General features: G+C 61.5%; 16 protein-coding genes. 2 read left to right on the top strand and 14 right to left on the bottom strand.

The window, feature by feature from the left end:
* Positions 1–189 precede the first annotated feature (189 nt).
* A complete protein-coding gene (locus tag AB8B29_RS22620; RefSeq protein WP_113102458.1) occupies positions 190–2,523 on the top strand; it encodes a heavy metal translocating P-type ATPase in 2,334 nt (777 codons plus the stop codon).
* Between the two features lie 73 nt (positions 2,524–2,596).
* Here the strand turns inward: AB8B29_RS22620 and AB8B29_RS22615 are convergent, their stop codons facing one another.
* The 12 genes from AB8B29_RS22615 to AB8B29_RS22560 form a co-directional block, all read right to left on the bottom strand.
* On the bottom strand, positions 2,597–4,252 hold the full coding sequence (locus tag AB8B29_RS22615; protein ID WP_047559177.1) for a GMC family oxidoreductase: 1,656 nt from the start codon (positions 4,250–4,252) through the stop codon (positions 2,597–2,599).
* A 14-nt stretch (positions 4,253–4,266) separates the two neighbouring features.
* A complete protein-coding gene (locus AB8B29_RS22610) occupies positions 4,267–5,046 on the bottom strand; it encodes a 3-ketoacyl-ACP reductase (protein ID WP_037197720.1) in 780 nt (259 codons plus the stop codon).
* Positions 5,043–6,548, bottom strand: coding sequence for a GMC oxidoreductase (locus AB8B29_RS22605; protein ID WP_037197719.1), 1,506 nt, complete (start codon positions 6,546–6,548; stop codon positions 5,043–5,045). Before AB8B29_RS22605 ends, AB8B29_RS22610 begins: the two co-directional genes overlap by 4 nt.
* Before the next feature lie 21 nt (positions 6,549–6,569).
* Positions 6,570–7,685, bottom strand: a complete 1,116-nt coding sequence (locus tag AB8B29_RS22600) for an ABC transporter ATP-binding protein (protein ID WP_037197717.1) — start codon at positions 7,683–7,685, stop codon at positions 6,570–6,572.
* A 5-nt stretch (positions 7,686–7,690) separates the two neighbouring features.
* On the bottom strand, positions 7,691–8,638 hold the full coding sequence (locus AB8B29_RS22595; protein ID WP_037197716.1) for a carbohydrate ABC transporter permease: 948 nt from the start codon (positions 8,636–8,638) through the stop codon (positions 7,691–7,693).
* Complete coding sequence (locus AB8B29_RS22590; protein ID WP_037197762.1) at positions 8,635–9,582, bottom strand: carbohydrate ABC transporter permease; 948 nt, start codon at positions 9,580–9,582, stop codon at positions 8,635–8,637. The genes AB8B29_RS22595 and AB8B29_RS22590 overlap by 4 nt, the downstream gene beginning before the upstream one ends.
* A 77-nt stretch (positions 9,583–9,659) precedes the next feature.
* Positions 9,660–10,922: an ABC transporter substrate-binding protein gene (locus tag AB8B29_RS22585; RefSeq protein ID WP_037197714.1), complete on the bottom strand. Its 1,263-nt coding sequence runs from the start codon at positions 10,920–10,922 to the stop codon at positions 9,660–9,662.
* Between the two features lie 87 nt (positions 10,923–11,009).
* Positions 11,010–12,530 (bottom strand): aldehyde dehydrogenase family protein, encoded by a 1,521-nt coding sequence (locus tag AB8B29_RS22580; RefSeq protein ID WP_037197712.1) that lies wholly within the window; start codon positions 12,528–12,530, stop codon positions 11,010–11,012.
* On the bottom strand, positions 12,530–13,309 hold the full coding sequence (locus AB8B29_RS22575) for an enoyl-CoA hydratase/isomerase family protein (protein ID WP_037197711.1): 780 nt from the start codon (positions 13,307–13,309) through the stop codon (positions 12,530–12,532). The genes AB8B29_RS22580 and AB8B29_RS22575 overlap by 1 nt, the downstream gene beginning before the upstream one ends.
* Positions 13,302–14,915: an acyl CoA:acetate/3-ketoacid CoA transferase gene (locus AB8B29_RS22570; protein ID WP_037197761.1), complete on the bottom strand. Its 1,614-nt coding sequence runs from the start codon at positions 14,913–14,915 to the stop codon at positions 13,302–13,304. Before AB8B29_RS22570 ends, AB8B29_RS22575 begins: the two co-directional genes overlap by 8 nt.
* 9 nt (positions 14,916–14,924) lie before the next feature.
* Positions 14,925–15,929 carry a Gfo/Idh/MocA family protein gene (locus AB8B29_RS22565; protein ID WP_113134652.1) on the bottom strand — a complete coding sequence of 335 codons (1,005 nt, stop codon included), beginning with the start codon at positions 15,927–15,929 and terminating at the stop codon, positions 14,925–14,927.
* Positions 15,926–16,972 carry a LacI family DNA-binding transcriptional regulator gene (locus AB8B29_RS22560; protein WP_037197708.1) on the bottom strand — a complete coding sequence of 349 codons (1,047 nt, stop codon included), beginning with the start codon at positions 16,970–16,972 and terminating at the stop codon, positions 15,926–15,928. The genes AB8B29_RS22565 and AB8B29_RS22560 overlap by 4 nt, the downstream gene beginning before the upstream one ends.
* 267 nt (positions 16,973–17,239) lie before the next feature.
* Here AB8B29_RS22560 and AB8B29_RS22555 point away from each other — a divergent pair, with 267 nt between their 5' ends.
* Positions 17,240–18,406 carry a dihydrodipicolinate synthase family protein gene (locus AB8B29_RS22555; protein WP_037197707.1) on the top strand — a complete coding sequence of 389 codons (1,167 nt, stop codon included), beginning with the start codon at positions 17,240–17,242 and terminating at the stop codon, positions 18,404–18,406.
* Positions 18,407–18,413: 7 nt separating this feature from the next.
* Here AB8B29_RS22555 and AB8B29_RS22550 read toward each other — a convergent pair whose 3' ends face one another.
* Together AB8B29_RS22550 and AB8B29_RS22545 are read right to left on the bottom strand one after the other, a co-directional pair.
* On the bottom strand, positions 18,414–19,379 hold the full coding sequence (locus tag AB8B29_RS22550) for a GGDEF domain-containing protein (protein WP_439006718.1): 966 nt from the start codon (positions 19,377–19,379) through the stop codon (positions 18,414–18,416).
* Positions 19,380–19,813: 434 nt separating this feature from the next.
* Entirely contained in the window at positions 19,814–20,854 is a 1,041-nt protein-coding gene (locus AB8B29_RS22545; protein ID WP_037197706.1) for an LLM class flavin-dependent oxidoreductase, read from the bottom strand.
* Positions 20,855–20,866 lie beyond the last annotated feature (12 nt).

Genomic DNA, 20,866 nt, shown 5'->3' with positions numbered 1-20,866 from the left:
GCGTGTCCAGCTGCTGCACGCGCGCGGGTCAGTTGCAGCAGCGGCGCTGAGACTGCATAGCCGCACTCCATGCCGATAGATTGCCGCCGACAGCAAGCGGCCACCGCGAAAATTCCATAAAAATGCTCTTGTCCCTCTAGTTACTAGAGGATGTAGCAATGGTTCCACGACCCAATCTGGAACCCGAATATGACTTCGACAACACAACAGAGCCGCTATCGCGTCGATGGCATGGACTGCGCTTCCTGCGCTGCGAAGATCGACACGGCCGTTCGTCGCCTGCAGGGCGTTGAAGACGTTTCCGTATCGGTCACGGCAGGCACGATGACAGTCAAACATCAGGGCGATGACACTCTCGCGCCGGCAATTGCCAAGCGCGTGACGGGACTGGGTTACAAGATCATTCCGCTTCCTCAAAATAGCGCGCCTGCGGCCAAGGAAGACGAAAGCCATGCCTGCGGCTGTGGCCACGACCATCATGATCACCAGGCACAAGGCCATGATCACAAAGATCACAATCATGACCATGGCCACGGCGATCGTGGAACCGGAAGCCACGAGCATGCTCATCCGGGACACAGCCACGACGCACATGGGCACGCGGCGACCGTTGCCGGTCTCCATGGACACGATCATGGGCCGAACATCGGACCATGGTGGAAATCTGCAAAGGGCCGATTGACGATCGCCAGCGGCATCGCACTTGCCGTGGCCTGGGCCATTGGCAAACTCGTGCCTGGACTGGAGGGCTGGATCTTCACCGCCGCCATGCTTGTGGGCTTGTTGCCGATTGCCCGGCGCGCCTTCATGGCCGCGATGGTCGGAACGCCGTTCTCGATTGAGATGCTGATGACGATCGCGGCGATCGGCGCTGTTATCATCGGCGCCAGCGAGGAAGCAGCAACCGTTGTCTTCCTCTTCCTGATCGGCGAGCTGCTGGAAGGCGTTGCGGCCGGCAAGGCCCGTGCCAGCATTCAATCGCTGACGGAGCTGGTTCCCAAAACCGCCCTCGTCGAGGAGAACGGCAAGACCCGCGAAGTACAGGCGGAGAGCCTGTCCGTCGGTGCCGTCATCCTGGTACGCCCGGGGGACCGAATTCCCGCCGACGGCACGATCCTGTCTGGCGAAAGCGCCATCGACGAAGCGCCCGTCACCGGTGAGAGCACGCCCGTGCGCAAGGGGGCCGATGCGACCGTCTTTGCCGGTACCGTCAACGGCGATGCGGCGCTGCGCATTCGCGTCACGGCGGCCGCTGCCGACAACACGATCGCCCGCGTGGTCAAGCTGGTCGAGGAGGCGCAGGAATCGAAGGCGCCGACCGAGCGCTTCATCGACCGCTTCTCGCGCTATTACACGCCGGGCGTCGTCGTTGTCGGCGCGCTCGTCGCCGTCGTCCCGCCGCTTCTGCTGGGCGGCAACTGGGGCGAATGGGTCTACAAGGGCCTGGCCATCCTGCTGATCGGCTGCCCCTGCGCCCTCGTCATCTCGACGCCGGCGGCAATCGCGGCCTCGCTGTCATCAGGCGCCAGACGCGGTCTGCTCCTCAAGGGTGGCGCCGTGCTGGAGAATATCGGCAAGGTGACCGCAGTCGCCTTCGACAAGACAGGCACGCTGACGGAGGGCAAGCCCAAGGTCACGGATATCGTCGGCCTCGGCAGGGGCGACGCAGAGGTGCTGCGATTGGCGGCGGCTCTCGAAACCGGCTCGAACCATCCGCTCGCCCGGGCGATCCTCGATCGCGCCGCCGCGGACGGTACGGAAGTGCCGTCGGTCATCGATGCAAAGGCGATCGGCGGCAAGGGCGTGAGCGGCACGGTTGACGGCATCGAGGTCTTCCTCGGTTCGCCGCAGGCGGCCGCCGACAGAGTTTCCCTTGCCCCGGAACAATCGGCACGGATCGCCGAACTCAACGACGAGGGAAAGACCGTCTCCGTTCTGGTGGTCAGGGGCGTGGCCGCCGGCCTGCTGGCAATGCGCGACGAACCGCGGGCCGATGCCGCGGCGGGCCTGAAGGCACTTGCGGATGCCGGCATCAAGACGATCATGTTGACCGGCGATAACAGGCGCACTGCGCAGGCCATCGGCAAGACGCTCGGCATCGAGGTCAGGGCGGAGCTGCTGCCTGAAGACAAGCAGCGCATCGTCGGCGAGCTGAAACGCCAGGGCCTTAGGGTCGCCAAGGTCGGCGACGGCATCAATGACGCGCCTGCGCTCGCCGCCGCCGACGTCGGCATTGCCATGGGCGGCGGAACCGACGTCGCGCTCGAAACGGCCGACGCCGCCGTGTTGCATGGCCGCGTCGGCGACGTCATCGAGATGATCGACCTTTCGAAGCGGACGATGAGCAATATAGGCCAGAACATCACCATCGCTCTCGGCCTGAAGGGTGTTTTCCTAGTCACGACGATCGTCGGCGTCACCGGTCTCTGGCCGGCGATCCTCGCCGATACCGGAGCGACGGTGTTGGTCACCATGAACGCACTGCGCCTGCTCGGCGGGAAGCGGCGGCGGATCGAAGCCTGACACCCGTGGCGGATCACTCGCGGATATCAAGCAACTCGTCCCGAAACCCGCCCGTTCACAACAACCGTTTTGCCTAACGGATAGCGACACGCGCCCTCGGGCGCGCGTCGTTTCGCTCATGGGCAAAAATCTGCGCCGGGAGCGGCGGAAGCTCTCGAATGATATCCGCGCCCTTCTCGCCGACCATGATCGTGGGTGCATTGGTGTTGCAGGAGGGAACGCGCGGCATGACAGAGGAATCGCAGACCCGCAGCCCTTCCAATCCACGAACCTTCAGGTCAAGGCCGACAACGGCATCCGGACCGGTGCCCATCTTGCAGGTGCCGACCGGATGGTGGTCGGTCTTGGCATTGGCGCAGCCATAATCGAAAAGCTGTTCGTCGGTGACGACCTTCGGGCCTGGAAGGCGCTCGGCAAGCACGAACGGCTTGAGGGCCGCCTGCTGCATGATCTCGCGCGCAACCTTCAACCCCTCCAGCGACATCGCCCTGTCGTGAGGATCCGACCAGTAGTTCGGATCGATCAATGGAGCGGCGGCGGGGTCCGATGAGGAGAGCCGGACCGTCCCCCTGGATCGGGGATGAAGATAGGCTGAATTCAGCGTGACGCCGGCATTCTTGAGGCGCTCGACGCCCGCTTCGATCCCCGAGCCGAGGCCGAGGTGAAACTGGATGTCGGGAGAACGCGCCTCGGGATCGGCATACCAGAAGCCGCCTGTCTCGAAGAGGGAAGACGCCACGGGCCCCGTCCTGAACAGCATATATTCGAGCCCGGCCCACAGCGTCCTGTGGAGTTTTGCCACGCCGTCATAGGTATGGTCGCCGGTGCACTCCGCGATCACGAAGAGATCGAGATGATCCTGCAGGTTCCCGCCAACGCCCGGAAGGTCGTGCAGGACCTTCACGCCGACCGATCGCAAGTGATCGGCGGGGCCGATACCGGATTGCAGCAGCAGCTTGGGCGAGCCGATCGCACCTGAGGAAACGATGACCTCCCGCTCCGCCCGCACGATCTCCGACCCTTGTTGCGACGCGATTTCGACACCGACAGCCCGCGCCCCTTCGAGGACAATGCGTGCCACGCGCGCGCCGGTTCTGACCGTCAGGTTCTTCCGCTGCTTGATGGGTGAAAGATAGGCGAGCGAGGCGGAGGAGCGGCGGCGATTGCGCTGCGTCAGCTGATAGAAGCCGACGCCGGCCTGTTGGCGGCCGTTGAAATCATGGTTGTAGGGAATGCCGAGTTCCTGGCCGGCACGAATATAAGCATCACAAATCGGCAAGGCGGAAACCGGCATGGAGACGCCGAGCGGCCCGCCATAGGAGTGATAATCATCCGCAAAACGCTGATTGTCTTCGGCGCGCTTGAAATAGGGAAGGATGGAACGATAGTCCCAGCCTTCGCAGCCGTCCTCGCTGGCCCATAGATCGTAGTCCACCGCGTTGCCGCGCGTGTAGAGCTGTGCGTTGATCGACGAACCGCCGCCGATGACCTTGGCTTGCGTATAGCGAAGAACCCTGCCCTTCATGTGTTTCTGGGGTACCGTCTCCCAGCCCCAGCTGGCCACTCCCTTGGTCATCTTGGCAAAGCCTGCCGGCATATGGAAGAGCGGGTTCCAGTCTCCGCCTCCCGCCTCCAGCAGCAGCACGTTGACATCCGGGTCTTCGCTCAGCCGATTGGCCAGAACGCATCCCGCCGGTCCAGCGCCGGTAATGATATAGTCGAAACGCATATCTCAAATCCTGTCTACAAACGGGGAATGGACAGACCGCCATCCGCATCGATCACCGTGCCGGTGGCGAAAGCGAAGTCGCCGGAGGCGAGCGCGGCGCAGATCCTGCCGATGTCCTCTGCTTCGCCCCACCGTTTCATCGGCACCAGCCCGCCCTCGATCAGAGTGTCGTATTTGGAGCTGACGCCTGCGGTCATGTCCGTGCGGATGATGCCGGGGCGGACTTCGAAGACGGCGATGCCGGATTCGGCGAAACGCAAGGCGAGCCCTTGCGAAAAGGCGGCAAGCCCGGCCTTGCTGATGCAGTAATCCAGTCGTTCGGGTGAGCTCGCCTCCGCCGATACGGACGTGATGTTAATGATCGAGCGCGGGTGCGAGCGACTGCCTGACACCAGCATCGCCTTGACCACAGCCTGGGTGAAGAAAACGGTGCCCTTGAGATTGGTCGCCAGGATCGCATCGAAATTCTCGGGCAGCAGCTCGAGAAAATCGCCGCGCACGACCGCGGCCATGCCGGCATTGTTGACGAGGCAATCGATGCGGCCAAAGCGCCCCAGAATGGCGTGGACGGTTGCGTCATGCTTTCCGACATCGGACAGATCGGACTGAATGTAGAATGCATCACCGCCAAGAGCCTTGAGCCCGGTGATCACCTCGTCAGCGGTCTCCTCGGGTCCGATGCCGGTAATGACGATGCTGTAACCGGCCTTTGCGAGCGCGGTCGCTATGCCGAGGCCAATGCCCCTCCGTCCTCCGGTGATGACCGCGACCGGCCGTTCAACCTTGTCTGTCATGCGTTCAGGTCCTTGGATGCGATGTGATCGGCGACGCGCAGAGCCTGACTGGCAACTGTGAGCGCTGGGTTCACGGCTGCCGAGGTCGGCAGGAAGCTCGCGTCGACCACAAAGAGGTTCGGATGGTCATAGGCACGGCAATAGATGTCGAGCGGTGCGCTCGCCGGATCATTGCCGATCCGGACCGTGCCGCATTGATGGGACGGCGTACGCTTGTCGAAGGGACGCGAGAGCACGAGCGGAAAACCGATGGATTTCAGTATGTCCTTGAGCTTGGCGACCAGTGCGAGATGGGCGTCCCAGTTGGTGCGCTGCCATTGCAGGACGATGCGATCGCCATCGATCATGACACGGCTTTCCGGGTTCGGCATATCCTCGCTCATCGCATAGAAATCGATCGCCCGGTTCGTCATCTGTCCGAGCACCCACTCCGGCACCTTCGGCAGCGAACCCTTGAGTACCTTGGCGGAAATCCTGCCCAACAGCTGAACATTGCCGAGGGGCGGGCCGCCATTTCCGTCGGAGAGATAAAAATCATTGAAGCCGAAGGTCTTCTGGTAGACGGAGGTGTTGCGATAGGTCGGCGACACGCCGATCACCGCCGAGGAATTGTGGTTCATGAAGTTCCGTCCGACCTGGTCGGACGAATTCGCCAGCCCTTTCGGGTGCCGGTCATTGGCCGAGCGCAAGAGAAGCACCGCCGATTGCACCGCGCCGGCGGACAGGATGACGAGCTTGGGTGAAAGCCTGATCTGCTCACCGTTCATCTGGTAGACAACGCTGGCGATCCTGCCGTCCGCCGCAGCTTCGAGCCTTGTTACCCGCGCACCCGTCTGAAGGCGGACATTGCCGTGCTTCAGGGCAACGGCAAGGGCCACCGTTTCAGCATCCATCTTGCCGTCATGCGAATTCGGATGGGCATCCCAGGGCGTCTTGGCCTTGGCAAGCCAGGCCTCGAGATCGATGCCCAACGGCAGAGAATAGGGATGGAGGCCCTTTTCCTTCAGCCGCGCCCTGACGTCGGCGATTGGCGCCTCGTCGGGAACCGGCGGGAAATCATAGCCGAGCGAATGATTTGGTTCGGTCGGATCCTCGCCGAGGCGTCCCCGAACCTGATACATGCGCTCGGCGCGGCTGTACCAGGGTTCCAGCACGTCATAGGAGAACGGCCAGGCGGGAGACACACCCTCGCGATGCTGTATCTCCTCGAAGTCTTCCCTGCGGTAACGGACGAGGACCGCCCCATAGAACTTTGAATTGCCACCGACATTGTAATAGTTTCCCGGATTGAAGCCGGCGCCGCCGGCCTCGTACCAGGTCTCCTTCGGGCGAAAATGGCCCCGTTGAAAGATCGCCCTCTGGTCCCGGTTTTCGGGACGATCGGCGATATGATCGCCGACCTCGAGGATCAGGATCTCGGCTCCCGTCGCCGCCAGTCCGGCCGCGACCGTCGAGCCACCGACGCCCGAACCTATGATGACGATGTCAGGTGTTTTGCTCATGTCGATATCTCTGATGCCGTCTCACGCAATCCGCATCTGGCTTTGCGGATCGAAGAAAACAGCCTTGTCGAGATTGAAGGCGAGGCGTGCGTGCTGGCCTGCCTGGATGCGTGCATCCGCACGCAGCCGGGCGACGACCTCCTTGCCGCCGAGCTTGATGACGGCGAATGTGTCGGAGCCCGCCGGCTCGACCACCTCGATCAGGCAATCATTTTCGGCCACCGTCTTCGCATTGCGATCGGCGCCGTCCGGATCGGTCAGCGCCTCGGGGCGAATGCCGAAGACGATCGCACGTCCGGCATGCGCCTCCAGCTGCTCGCGGCCCGCAGCGATCGGCAGTCTGATCGGCTCGCCATCCGCGCGCGCAAGCGAGACGGAAAGCCCGGTGTTTCCCTTCTCGATCGTTCCGGAAAGCAGGTTCATGGCGGGCGATCCCATGAAGTCGGCGACGAACATATTGGCCGGATTGTTGTAGATTTCCGCCGGCGAGCCGAACTGCTGCAGAACGCCGTCCTTGAGAACGGCGATCTTTGTCGCCAGCGTCATGGCTTCGATCTGGTCATGCGTCACATAAACGATGGTCGTCTTCATCCGCGCGTGCAGGCGCTTGATCTCCGTGCGCATATCGACGCGAAGCTTGGCATCGAGATTGGACAGCGGCTCGTCGAAGAGGAACAGCTTGGGATCGCGCACCAGGGCGCGGCCCATGGCGACACGCTGGCGCTGGCCGCCCGAGAGCTGGCTCGGCTTCCGATCGAGCAGATGACTGATCTGCAGGACCTTGGCGACCTCGTCGATCGCCTTCTTGCGCTCTTCGGCGGGCACGCCGCGCATCTCCATGCCGAAGGCGATGTTGCCGGCCACCGTCATGTTCGGATAGAGCGCATAGCTCTGGAACACCATGGCGATGTCGCGCTTGGAGGGATGCAGACCGGCGATGGAACGCCCGTCGACGCGGATGTCACCCTCGCTGATCGCCTCCAGGCCGGCGATGGTATTGAGCAGCGTGGACTTGCCGCAACCGGACGGTCCCACGAGAACCAGAAAGCCACCCTTCTCAAGCTCGAGGTCGATGCCTTTCAGGATATCGAGTGCGCCATAGCGCTTCTTCAGTCCGGAAATTTCAAGAAAAGCCATAGCGATTATCCTTTGACAGCGCCCGCCATCAGACCGCGCACGAAGTAGCGGCCAGCGAGTATGTAGACGATGAGCGTGGGGACGGCGGCAATCATGGCGGCGGCCATGTTGACGTTGTATTCGACCACGCCGGTCGAGGTGTTGACGACATTGTTGAGCGCCACCGTCATCGGCATGGAATCACCGGTTCCCGCATAGGCCGAGGCGAACAGGAAGTCGTTCCAGATGTTGGTGAACTGGTAGATGACCGTCACGACGATGATCGGCAGGGAATTCGGCAGCATGATGCGGCGGAAGATCTGGAAGAAGCTCGCGCCATCGACCTGCGCTGCCCGCACCAGTTCGGTCGGGAAGGCTTCATAGTAGTTCCGGAAGAACAGCGTGGTGAAGCCGAGACCGTAGACGACGTGAACGAAGACCAGGTTGACCGTCGAATTGCCGAAGCCGAAGCTGAAACCCGTCGCATCCTGCAGCGTCACGCCGAAGCGCCCGAGAGCGCCGAGGATCGTCGCCATCGGCAGCAGCACCGACTGGAACGGGATGAAGCAGGCAAACAGCATCAAGCCGAACACCAGCGTATGGCCCGGAAAGCGCCACTTGGTCAGCACGTAGCCGTTCAAGGCGCCGAAGATCGTCGAGATCGCCACCGCCGGCACGACCATCTTGATGGAATTCCAGAAATAGCCCTTGATGCCGGCGCAGGTGAGGCCGACGCAGGCTTCGCCCCATGCCTTCAGCCATGGGTCGAAGGTGGGAGACTGCGGCAGGGCCAGCATGTTGCCGTTCTGGATCTCGTCCATGGTCTTGAACGAGGTGACCAGCATCACGAAGAGCGGCGCGAGATAGAAGAGAGCAAAGAGCAGCAGCAGGCCGTAGATCACGACACGGCCGATCCATCGGCCGCGATTGCCGCCATGCGCCAGCCCGACGGCAGGAGAAACAACGGAGCTCATCGCGCCTTCTCCTTCAGTTCGGAGTAGAGATAGGGAACGATGATCGCCGAGATGGTCATCAGCATGATCACGGCGCTGGCCGAACCAACGGCCATTTCATTGCGCTTGAAGGTATATTCATACATGAAGTTGGAGGGCAGCCAGGCCGAGCCGCCGGGGCCGCCCGATGTCAGCGCCACCACAAGGTCGTAGGATTTGATCGCCATGTGCGCGAGCACGATGAAAGCGGACAGGAATACCGGCCTTAGCAGCGGAATGATGATGCGACGGTAGAGCTGGAAGGGCGAGGCGCCATCGATCTGCGCCGCCTTCATGATCTCGCTGTCGATGCCGCGCAGACCGGCGAGGAACATCGCCATGATGAAGCCGGACGCCTGCCAGACACCGGCGATGACGACGGTGTAGATGACGAAATCCTTGTTCTTGATCCAGTCGAAATGGAAGCTCGTCCAGCCGAACTGATGCAAGGTCTGCTCGAGGCCTAGACCCGGGTCCAGGAACCATTTCCAGGCAACACCCGTCACGATGAAGGAAAGCGCCATCGGATAAAGAAAGATCGGCCTGAGCACGCCCTCGCCGCGGATCTTCTGATCGAGCAGGATCGCCAGCAGCAGGCCAAGCGCCAGGCAGATGAAGATATAGAGGAAGCCGAAGATCCCCATATTGACGATCGAGGTATACCAGGACGAGGGCGGATCGCTTTCGAACGTCCAGCGCCAGAGCCGCTGATAGGCGCGCGGGCCGGTCAACGCATAGGACGGAAAGGTCTTGGAGTTGGTGAAGGACAGATAGACGGTCCAGAGAATGAAGCCGTAGACGAAGACAAGCGTGATCGCGAAGCTCGGCGCAAGAACGATCTTCGGCAGGGCATCTTGCAGGCGCGCGCGTAGAGAAACCGCGGGCCGCCGCGCCGACACCGGTTCCGTGGTAGCAACTGAGCTCATGAGGTCCATCTCCTCCCAATGATATGCTCGCTATCGGAGGCTTCCCCGCCAGGGCGGGGAAGCCGTTCTCGACCCGATCAGCGGGCGTCGTCGATCGCCTGAACGAGCTGCTTGACGGCCTCGTCAGACGTCTTGATCTGGCCGTGGACGAACTTTGAGACCACGTCCTTGTAGGCATTGGCGATCGCCGGCGGAGCGCCGTAACCCTGGGCCAGCGAGCCGAACAGCGTGCCGCCTTCGTTGGCGGCCTTCAGGTCGGCGATGCCCTTCTTGCCGCAGGCGTCGAAGGCGGTGTCCGGAACGTCGGTGCGGGCGGGAACCGATCCCTTGACGACGTTGAAGGCCGACTGGAAGCTCTTCGACAGCGTTGCGGTCGCAAGTGCTACCTGAGCGGCCTTGCGGTCGGCAGGAACGTTGAACATGCCGAACATGTCGGAGTTGTAGATCACGCTGCCTTCCGTGCCAGGGAAGCGGTAGCACAGGTAGTCTGTCCCCGGGGTTTTCTTGGCGGCGACGAATTCGCCCTTGGCCCAATCGCCCATGACCTGAACGAGCGCGTCACCCTTTATGACCATCGCGGTCGCAAGGTTCCAGTCACGGCCGGAGAAGTTCGGGTCGACGTATTTGACGATCGTGGCGAGGTTGTCGAAGGACTTCTTCATCGTGTCGGACTTCAGCGAGGCCTCGTCGAGGTCGTTGAAGGCCTTCTTGTAGAATTCCGGGCCGCCGGTCGAAAGGACGATCGAGTCGAACATCGTCGCTTCCTGCCAGTTCTGGCCGCCGAGCGCGAGCGGAACGACGCCGGCCGCCTTTGCCTTGTCCAGAAGCGCGATCAACTCGGCAAAGGTCTTCGGCTGCTTACCGCCGATCTTGTCCATGACAGCCTTGTTGATCCAGAGCCAGTTGACGGAGTGAACGTTGACCGGAGCTGCGACCCACTTGCCGTTATAGACGGCGAACTTCTGCAGAGCCTTCGGAACCGACTTGTCCCAGCCTTCCTTCTTGGCCGTCGCGGTCAGGTCGCCCATGACGCCTTCCTGGGCGTAGTCGAGCACGGTATAGCCCAGCATCTGCGAAGCCGTCGGATAGTTTCCGGCAGCAACCATGGCCTTGAGTGCCGTCATGGCCGCGTCACCGCCGCCGCCGGCGACCGGAACATCCTTCCAGGCATATCCCTCCTTGGAAAGATCCTGCTTGAGCACGTTCAGCGCCGCAGCCTCGCCGCCGGATGTCCACCAGTGCAGCATCTGCACCTCTTTTACATCAGCGGCGCGAGCGGACGCGCCGGCACCCGCGACTGCAAGTGCGATCATTGCAGTCGTCGTCAAAAACTTACGCATTTAAAACCTCCCAGTTTTGCAATTTTTAGATGCGAGACCCATTCTCGCATCTATTCCCCGCCCTCCTCAGGCGTAGTCTTCCGCTGGCTAGGCCAGCTTTTCCTTCTGCGGCATCCACCAGCTGGTGCGGCTGCCGACGTGCATGTTGAGTGTCTTGGTCTCCGTATAATCCTCCACCGCGTGGCGGCCGAGCTCGCGCCCGAGCCCGGACTGCTTGTAGCCGCCGAACGGAAGCTCAGGGGTACCATCCATGAACGTGTTCATCCAGACGGTTCCTGCACGGACTCTTCTGCCGATTGTCAGGCAAGTATCGAAGTCACGGCTCCAGACGCCGGCCGACAGGCCGTAGTCGATCGAATTCGCGATTTCTATCGCCTCGGCGGTCGTCTCGAAGGTCAGTACCGACAGAACGGGTCCGAAGACTTCCTCGCGCGCAACCGCCATATCCGGCGTCACACCGGACAGGATTGTCGGCGCCATGAATTGCCCCATGCCAAGGTCGAGAGTGCCGCCGCCGTGCGCCACGTCCGCACCGCCGTCCCTTGCCTTGGCGACGTAACCGGCAATCTTGTCAAAGTGTTGCGGCGTTATGATCGCGCCCACTTGCGTGCTGGGATCCAGCGGATCGCCGACCCTCACATTCTGCGTGAGATTGGCGACGCGCTTGACGACTTCGGATGCAATGCTCTTGTGCAGGATCAGTCGAGAGCCGGCATTGCAGCATTCGCCGGCATTGAAATAGGCGCCGAAAACGGCGGCATCGATGAAGGCGTCCAGATCGGCGTCCGGGAAGACGATCTGCGGGTTCTTGCCGCCGAGCTCGAGCGAAACCTTCTTCAACGTCTGTGCCGCATTGGTCATGGTGAGCTTGCCGACGCCGGTGGAACCGGTGAAGGACACCATGTCAACGTCGGGATGGGATGTCATGACGGCGCCGACCTCGGGGCCGGTTCCTGTGACGATATTGACCACGCCGTCCGGCACGCCCGCCTCCTGCAGGATCTCGCCGAGGACAAGCGTCGAGCCCGACGTCAGTTCGGATGGCTTGACAACTGTCGTGCAGCCGGCCGCCAGGGCGAAGGGAAGCTTCTGACCGACGATCAGGAACGGGAAGTTCCAGGGGGTGATGATGGAGACGACGCCGATCGCCTCGCGCAGAACGACACCGAGTGTTCCCTCGCCGAGCGTATTGTAGCTTTCGCCATGCAGATCGCGCGCGAGTGCCGCCGCATAGCGCCAGATATCAACGGAGCCGGCGATCTCGCCGCGCACCTGGCTGATCGGTTTGCCGGCCTCTATCGCATCGAGATAGGCAAGCTCTTCTGACCGCGCCGCGATAAGATCGGCGGCCCTCAGAAGAACAGCTGATCGCTCGGAGGCCGTCATTCGCGGCCAGGGACCATTGTCGAACGCCTTGCGGGCGGCCGCGATCGCCCGTTCGGCGTCCGCCTTGCTGCCGGCCGGAAAGCGGCTGACCACGACGCCGTGGCTCGGGGCGATGCGCTCGATCGGCCTGGCATCGCCTGCCTGCCACCGGCCGTCGATCAGCATTTTGAAATCCCGCGCCTCATGAGAGCTCAGCGCCTTTGGCTTCACCGGAATCGTCATCACCATTCTCCCTTGAACTGTGCCGGGCGCTTTTCGCTGAAGGAAGCGACGCCCTCTTTCAGATCGCCTGTCTTGGCGGCGAGTATAGACCCCAGCGCCTCGACGGCGGTGCCGTTGTCCTCGCCGTTTGCCGAAGCGACCAGCAGCTTCACGATTTCCAATGCAGCAGGTCCGCGCGCGGCCACGCGCTGCGCATAATCCTTGGCCGCGGCGACAGCGTTGCCGCTCGGGGTGACCGCATCGACGACGCCCAGATTACGCGCCTCCTCGGCCGTGAAGATTTCTCCACCGAGCGCCATACGGCGAACGACTTGTGCGCCGAAGCGTTTGACGAGGCGCTGCGTGCCGGACCAGCCCGGCACCATGCCGAGGCCCGTCTCGGGCAATCCGATCTTGATGTGCTCCTCGGCGATCCTGATATCCGCCACGCCGGCAAGCTCCAGGCCGCCGCCAAGGGCATGGCCGTTAAGAGCCGCGATCAGCGGAACGCGAAGGGTCGCCAGTCTTTCGAAAACGCGATGGCCGTATCGAACCCAGGCGTGTCCGAACTCCTGCGGTTCCATTCCGCCCCAGGCCTTGATGTCGCCGCCCGCCGAGAAGCCCTTGCCCTCGCCCGTCAAAATCGCGACCCGAACGGCGCCGTTTGCCTCGACTTCATCGGCAGCATTGCCGAGTGCCTTCAACATATCCAGATCGAGAGCATTGAGCTTTTCCGGCCGCGAGACCGTCATGACTGCGATGTGCCCGTCTATCTCGACCTTCACCGTGCCGCTAGCCATGGAACGTCCCCTCCAGAACGCGGGCGTCTTTCTTCGGCAGGGAAAGGCCGATATTGCCTTCCGCAAAGAGTCCGGCGTCCATCACCTTGAGATCCGCTGCCACGGTGAGCGGGAATTCGGATTGCTCGAGAATATGTGTCTGCAGATCGATGCCCGGCGCGATCTCGGTCAGTACGATGCCGGCCGACGTCAGCTTCATCACGCAGCGTTCGGTGACATAGGTAATGTCCTGACCCTGCTCGACTGCCCGCTTGCCGGAGAAGGTGACATGCTCGACTTCGTTCACCAATTTCTTGAGCTTGCCTTCCTTCTCGATGACCAGCCTGCCGTTGGCGACCGCGATCTTGGCGCCCGCATTGAACATGCCGGAGAAGACGATTTTCCTGGCGCGGGCGGTGATATCGACAAAGCCGCCGGCTCCGGCCGTCACATGCGGCCGGAAGGACAGTTTCGAAACGTTGACGGATCCGTCCCGGCCGATCTCGAGGAAGGACAGGAGCGAAGCGTCGAAACCGGCGCCCTGGAAATAGGTGAACTGATAGGGGGACGGCATATAGGCATCGGCGTTGGATGCGCAGCCGAAAGCAAAATCGAGGAGCGGAACGCCACCGACGGCACCTTGCTCGATGACCCAGGTGACCGCCCCATGCAGCCCCTCTTCCAGCAGGATGCGCGGCACATTTGCCGAGATGCCGAAGCCGAGATTGACGCAACTACCGGCCTGCAGTTCCTGCGCCACGCGTCGCGCGATTACCTTCTGGATGTTGAATTCAGGAACGCGGAACGTGTCGAGCGGACGAAAAATCTCGCCTGAGATCGCCGGATCGTACAAGGTCTGGGTCGTCTGCTTCTGCTCGGGATCGACGATCACATAGTCGACCAGCATTCCGGGAACGCGAACATCATGCGGCTTCAGCGAACCTTCCTTGGTGATCCGCTTGACCTGGGCAATGACGATGCCGCCATTGTTGCGTGCGGCAAGCGCCTGGTCCAGACCACCCAGATAGGCGCCCTCGTGCTCGTAGGTGAGATTGCCGCGCTCGTCCGCCGTCGTCGCGCGAATGATCGCGACCTGCGGAACGATAGCAGGAAAATACAGCCATTCATCGCCTTCGAAGGACACGCGCTTGACAACCGGCTCTTCGCTCGCGGCGGCATTCATCGCGCAGCCCTGACGCTTGGGATCGACGAAGGTCTCGATTCCCACCTTGGTCAAGACTCCGGGACGCTTGGCGGCGGCTTCCCGATGCATATCGAAGAGGATGCCCGACGGGATATTGTAGGCGGGAATTTGGTTATCCGTGATCATCTGCCAGATGAGCGGCGGTTCGGCGGTGGACGGTCCGGACGGATAGGAGCCGCCGATGATGCGCTTGAGCAGGCCTTTCTTGGCGATATGGTCGACACCCCTAATGCCGCTCATGTCGCCTGCCGCGATCGGATGCAGCGTCGTGAGATTGCGCGGATGCCCCGTCTCATCGAAGCGCTCGCCGATCGCCTTCAGCATCAGATCGGGGCAGCCAAGACCGCTTGACGATGAGACCGAGACGATGGCTCCATCGGGGATCAGGGCGGCGGCTTCGGCCGGAGTAATGTGTTTGCTCATATGCATAATCTAGAGTCCGGTTTTTATCTTGACGGCCGCGCCGCCTCTTGCGGCCTCGACGACGGCGAGGCCGGTTGCAAGCGACCAGATTCCATCCTCGGCTGTAGCGGCAGGACGCCCCTTCCCCGCCACGGCGGCGTGGAAGGCTTCGAGCGCGGTCTGGTAGAGGTTCTTGTCGGTCGTCGGCAGTTCCTGCTCGCCCTCGGCGGTCCGCAATATCACGGTGCCGATCGGCCGCTGCGTCATGACGTTGCGAGCGATGAGCGATCCCTCGGTTCCATGCACCTCGAAGCCGGTGTCGGCATATTTCACCGTAAAGGCATCATGGAACTGGGCGATGACACCGTCCTCGAAGCGCATCACGCCCATGACGGCATCTTCCAGCCCTTCCCTGCCCATTCCGCCCGACTGTGAGAAAGCCGTGACCTCAACCGGGTTACGCCCGAGGACAAAGCGCAGCGTATCGGCATCGTGAACCGTGATGTCGAGGATCACGCCACCGCCGGCGGCCGGCTTCTCGATCCTCCAGCCCTGAAGATGCGGCGGCAGATAGACGGCGTGGAACACCCGAGCCGCCAGCGGCTTGCCGATCTTGCCGGAGGCGATGGCATCCCTCATCGCGATATGGGTCGATGCATTGCGAAGATGATGATTGGTCGCCAGAACGACGCCGGCATCCTTCGCCGCCTTTGCCATAGCATGCGCATCGTCAAGCGACATTGCCAGCGGCTTCTCGCAAAGCACATGCTTGCCGGCGCGAGCCGCGGCAATCGCCTGGTCGCGGTGCAGCTCGTTGGTGGTCGAAATATAGACGGCATCGATCTGCGGATCCGACACAAGCTCCGAGACCTGCGAAACCGACCGGCCGATACCGTTTTCAGCAGCGTAGGCTCGTGCGCGCTCCGGGCTCGAACTCATGACTGACACCACCTCGCCGCCAGCAGCGCGGATGGCGCCGATGACCCATTCGCGGGCGATGGTGCTTGCGCCGATAAGACCCCAACGAACAGTCATGCCAACTCCTCCCTTGATTTTCTCTGCGCGGCACCGCAGCTCTCGCGAACGACGAGACGGACGGCCGCGGTCACGTTCTCCGCCTCCACCTTTCCCGCATTGATCTGCTTGAGAAGAAGCTGAGCCGCACGCCTGCCCATGCCCTGCGGATCGACTGAAATCGTCGTCAGCGCGGGCACTGCAGTCTGCGCCTCGATCACATCGTCGAAACCGACGACGGCGAAGTCACGGCCGGGCTCCATGCCACGCGCGCGAAGCCCGTCGCAGACGCCGAAAGCGACCGCATCATTGAAGCAGACAGCCGCGGTCGGCGGATTGCCCATCGCCATGGTGCGAGCAATCGCATCCGCACCGCCGGCCCTCGATGGGGCCGATGAGACAATCAGTTCGTCGTCAAAACCGAGACCGACTTCCACCACTGCATCCCGGTAACCGGTCAAGCGCTCGGCGAAAACGGCCGTATTGGGAAAGCCGCCCAGGAAGGAAATCCGCCTATGGCCAAGCGAGGCCAGATGCCGGACTGCCGCCGCCGTTCCTTCGTGATTGTCGGATACGATCGAGGAAACCTTGGCGCCGGGCAGGCTGCGCACCGCGACGACGACCGGGATGCCGGCTGCGACCAACGGCTTGAAATCGGCTGCTTCCGTTGCACGGGCCGGCGAAACGATCAGGCCGGAAATGCCATGCTCGCGCATGGACGCAATGACCTCGCGCTGGCGATCGATGCTTTCGCTCGTATTCGACAGAAACTGCACGAAACCCGCGGATTGAACGACCATATCGACTCCCACTGCCAGCTCCGCGAAGAAACTGTTGGTGAGGTCGTTGACGACGACACCGATGATCTTCGACTTCGCGCCCGTCTGCCGGAGCGTGGCGGCGCCACGATTGTAGACGTAGCCGAGCTCCCGCATCGCGGCACTGACCTTCACCCGCGTGCCCTCATTGACCAGAGGGGACCCCTGAAGCACCAGCGAGACGGTCGACTTTGAAACGCCGGCAGCCTTCGCGATGTCTATGACGGTAACCCGTCCCCCGGCCATATAATCCTCCCTGCTAATTCTCTAAGCAATTAATTGGAACGTTCCAATTATGTCAAGAGCGTTTTTCCAAATTCAGATCAATAGCCGCCACATCTTTTCTGCCATTTCGTAGATACCCATTGTTTTAAATAGGTATTTCTGTCTACTTCGCAGCAGCAATCGCCAGCGCTAGTATTTTTCGGCAAATTAGCAGATCCCCAAAATAGCCTCTTGCAATTTGGAACGATCCAAATTAATGGGTCGTTCAATCTTGTGAGGAGGATTGTCATGAGCCTGACTTTGAACCTGCCGAACTCCGATGGCATCATTCGCGGTTATGAACTGGTGGGAACGCCTGTCGCACGGCCGGCGGCACCCCCGCGCTTCAATCGCATCGCTTACGCCGCCGCCCATGTCGTTTCGGATCCGAGCAAGGAAACCGACCCTTGGGGCCGGCCGGCCATCGACTGGGAGGCAACGATCGCCTTTCGCCGGCATTTGTGGAGCCTCGGCTTCAAGATTGCCGAGGCAATGGATACATCGCAGCGCGGCATGGGACTGGACTGGGCCGGCGCGCAGGAACTGATCCGACGGTCGCTCGATGAGGCAAGGAACGTCGATGGAGCCGATCTCGCCTGCGGCGCCGGAACCGATCATCTCATCGCGTCCGAGGCGCGATCGCTTGATGATGTCATCAGGGCGTACGAAACACAGGTCGAATATGTGGAGAAGCATGGCGGCCGCGCCATCATGATGGCGAGCCGCGCGCTTGCCCGCGTCGCAGCCTCCACTGACGATTACGCCAAGGTCTATGGTCGCATTCTCTCGCAGGCCAGGGACAAGGTCGTCCTGCACTGGCTCGGCGACATGTTCGATCCGCAACTGGCCGGCTATTGGGGCAGCGCCCAATTTGAGCCGGCGCTCGAATGCGTCTTGAGGATCATCGACGAAAACCAAGATAAGGTCGAAGGCATCAAGATCTCGCTTCTCGACAATGCCAAGGAGGTCCAGCTTCGCACCCGGCTTCCGAACGGTGTCCTGTGCTTCACCGGTGACGATTTCAACTATGCGGAGCTGATCGAAGGGGACGGCGAGCGCTACAGCCACGCTCTTCTCGGCATTTTTGACGCCGTCGCCCCATCCGCCTCGAAGGCGCTAGCCGCACTCGCAGCCGGAGACGTAGCGACCTTCAGGTCCGTCATCGAACCCACGGTTCCCCTGTCGCGCAAGATTTTCGAGGCGCCGACGCAATATTACAAGGCGGGCGTGGTGTTTCTTGCCTGGCTGAATGGACATCAGAACCATTTCAGCCTCCCCGCCGGCATGCAATCCGCACGCGGCGTCAATCACTATGCCGAGATCTTCCGACTGGCAGACAAGGCCAATGTCCTCGACAAGCCGGATTTGGCTGTTCGCCGCATGAAGAACTTCGTGGGAGTCTTCGGTAACGAATAAAGCGCCTTCAGTCGGCTCGAGCCCACTTAGCCGGCATCACCGCATCCGTCGGCCTGAGCCAGACGACAGAAACGCGCTTTCCGGTTTGCTTGGCAAGATACATGTCGTTGTCGGCGCGTTTGACGAAGGAAGCTGACGTATCTCCCGGCCTCAAAAGCGTTACGCCGACGGCCGCCCCGACGTCCGTCAAGGCACCACCGATCGCTATCGGCTTGAAGATGCGCTCGATCGCCTCGAACAGCATGTCGCGCGCCTCGTTCAAAAGGGCAGGATCGATTTCGAACAATACGATGAACTCGTCGCCGCCAATGCGAGCTATAAAATCATGTGTTCGGAAACTGTCACGCAAACGGCTTGCAATCGTGCGGATCACTTCATCGCCGGCATCGTGGCCCATGGTGTCATTGACGATCTTGAAACCATTGAGATCGATGAAGGCAAGCGCAAGCAGCCGCTCATTCGATTCCTGCGCCGCAATCCTTTCCTTCAGCACCTCGTCGAAGCAGGCGCGGTTCGGCAGGCCGGAGAGCGCATCGGTACGTGCGGAGGCGCGAAGCGCGAGTTCGATTTCGGACTGATGGCGGACGCGCGCCGATACGTCGAGGATGATTTCCACGTCGAAAGATATGCCGTCGATCACGGTGCGCTGCGCCGATATCAAGGTCGGAATGATGTTGCCGTCCGCATGGCGGATTTCGACCTCTTCCAGCACATACGCACCATCCTCCTGCAGCAGGCGATGCCGGCGGTCGCGGGCCGGGCTGTCAATGGCTGCGCCCTTCGAGACGAGCTTCTTGCCGCGAATATCGTCCCATTTGAGCCCGGTCAGCTTGAGATAGGCGTCATTGACCTTTGCATAGCTCGACGTCTTCGCATCACTGGTCGTGATAGCGATCGCTATTGGCGCGAATTCGAACATCCGCATCAGCATTGAGGCCAGCACTTCCGGCGGCAGGATTTCGGTATCGTCCATTTGAACACCGAGAATAGTACCCAAATCGAAAGAAATGTAGACGAAAGTCCTTAAAATCTCGCTGATATCAAAGAAACATATCTAAACGCGTTCCTCGCAGCCATCGACTTCTTGCCACCGAGCGAGAAATTCGCGCCGACATCTGTTGCCTGACCGCAACAAGCGCAAAACGCGAAACTAAAAGCCAACATAAATCTCGGCAAAACGGGGAAATGAATTGAAAGAAAACAATCACTTCTTGGCGCGCGCCCCACGCACCGTGCGCCGGGCGACATCCTCACCATCGAGGCCCTGCGCCATTTATGGCCTGGATGCACATCATGCAGCATCCAGCCTCGGGCCATTCAGACCTGAATGATCGCTGACCCACATGGAAGAACGGATCGGCGTGTGCTCCCGCCGATCCCTTCCTCGGATATGCGACCCTGTGACGATCAAGTTGCTGACCGGCGCAGGAGGGGCGCCGCCTTCCATCCCAACCCAGGTGCGATAATCGTCACGAAATCATGGAGGATTTGCCGATATTCTTCGTCGTGAAATTCGTACGGCAGTTCCAGCCGGAACTCGCTGACATAGGGCAGGACCGGATCGGCGTGGAGACGTTCGAGAATCTCGTCCGACGAGCCGACCAGGTCGCGCGCGAAAAGCGTTCGGCGTTCCCCCTGCGGTGAAAGCGTTCGCTCGTAGCGGCCGGCGGCATAATCGGTATAGCGCTTGCGCGTGATGGCGTCGGCGCTGTCGAACGGAACGATGACGCGACCGAGCGCCACCCGTCTCGTCTCGCCGCCGGAAGCGCGATAGGTCTCCAGCTGCCGCGATTGCGCCACGAAGAAATCGTCGGTCTCTTCGCCCGTCGTTACATTGCCGATCAGAAGATTAAAGCCGTTCTTGCCGGCCCAGGCCGCGGAACGCAACGAGCCGCCACCATACCAGATGCGATCGATCAGTCCCTTCGCATAGGGCTGGAGACGCGGACGCTGCGGACCGAAGGGCGTCTTGATGAGTGTATGCTGATCGCCGATATAGGCCCCGCGCAGATTGCCGGCAAAGCGCAGCACCCTCTGATGGGAAAAATCGTGGCTTTCCCAATCGCCATCAAAGGCGAGAGGACCAATCAGGTCGGCATGCAAGGGGCGACCCGCGCTCAGCCCGATGTTCAATCGTCCGCGCGACAGGACATCCACGGTCGCGAGATCCTCGGCGAGACGATACGGGCTTTCGTAGCCGATCGGAATGACGGCCGTCCCGAGTTCGATATGGCGCGTCCGCTGCGTTGCCGCCGCAAGAAAAGCGCTTGCCGAGGAGATGCCGGGCTCGAGATGCCGCTGGCGCACCCAGGCGCTGTCGAATCCCCTCTGCTCGCCATGCTCGAGAAGCTGCAAGGTCTGCTCCAGGCCAGCTAAAGGATCCTCATCGGGATAGTTGCCCGGTGTGAGAAAGCCGATGTGGCTGATCGATGGGGCTGGATGGCTCATTCGGCTATCTCC

Source organism: Rhizobium sp. 11_C7_N12_5 (genome assembly GCF_051811145.1).
Classification (GTDB): domain Bacteria; phylum Pseudomonadota; class Alphaproteobacteria; order Rhizobiales; family Rhizobiaceae; genus Rhizobium; species Rhizobium lusitanum.
The sequence above is the reverse complement of the archived record's forward strand: the minus strand, read 5'-3'. Positions and strand labels throughout refer to the sequence as shown.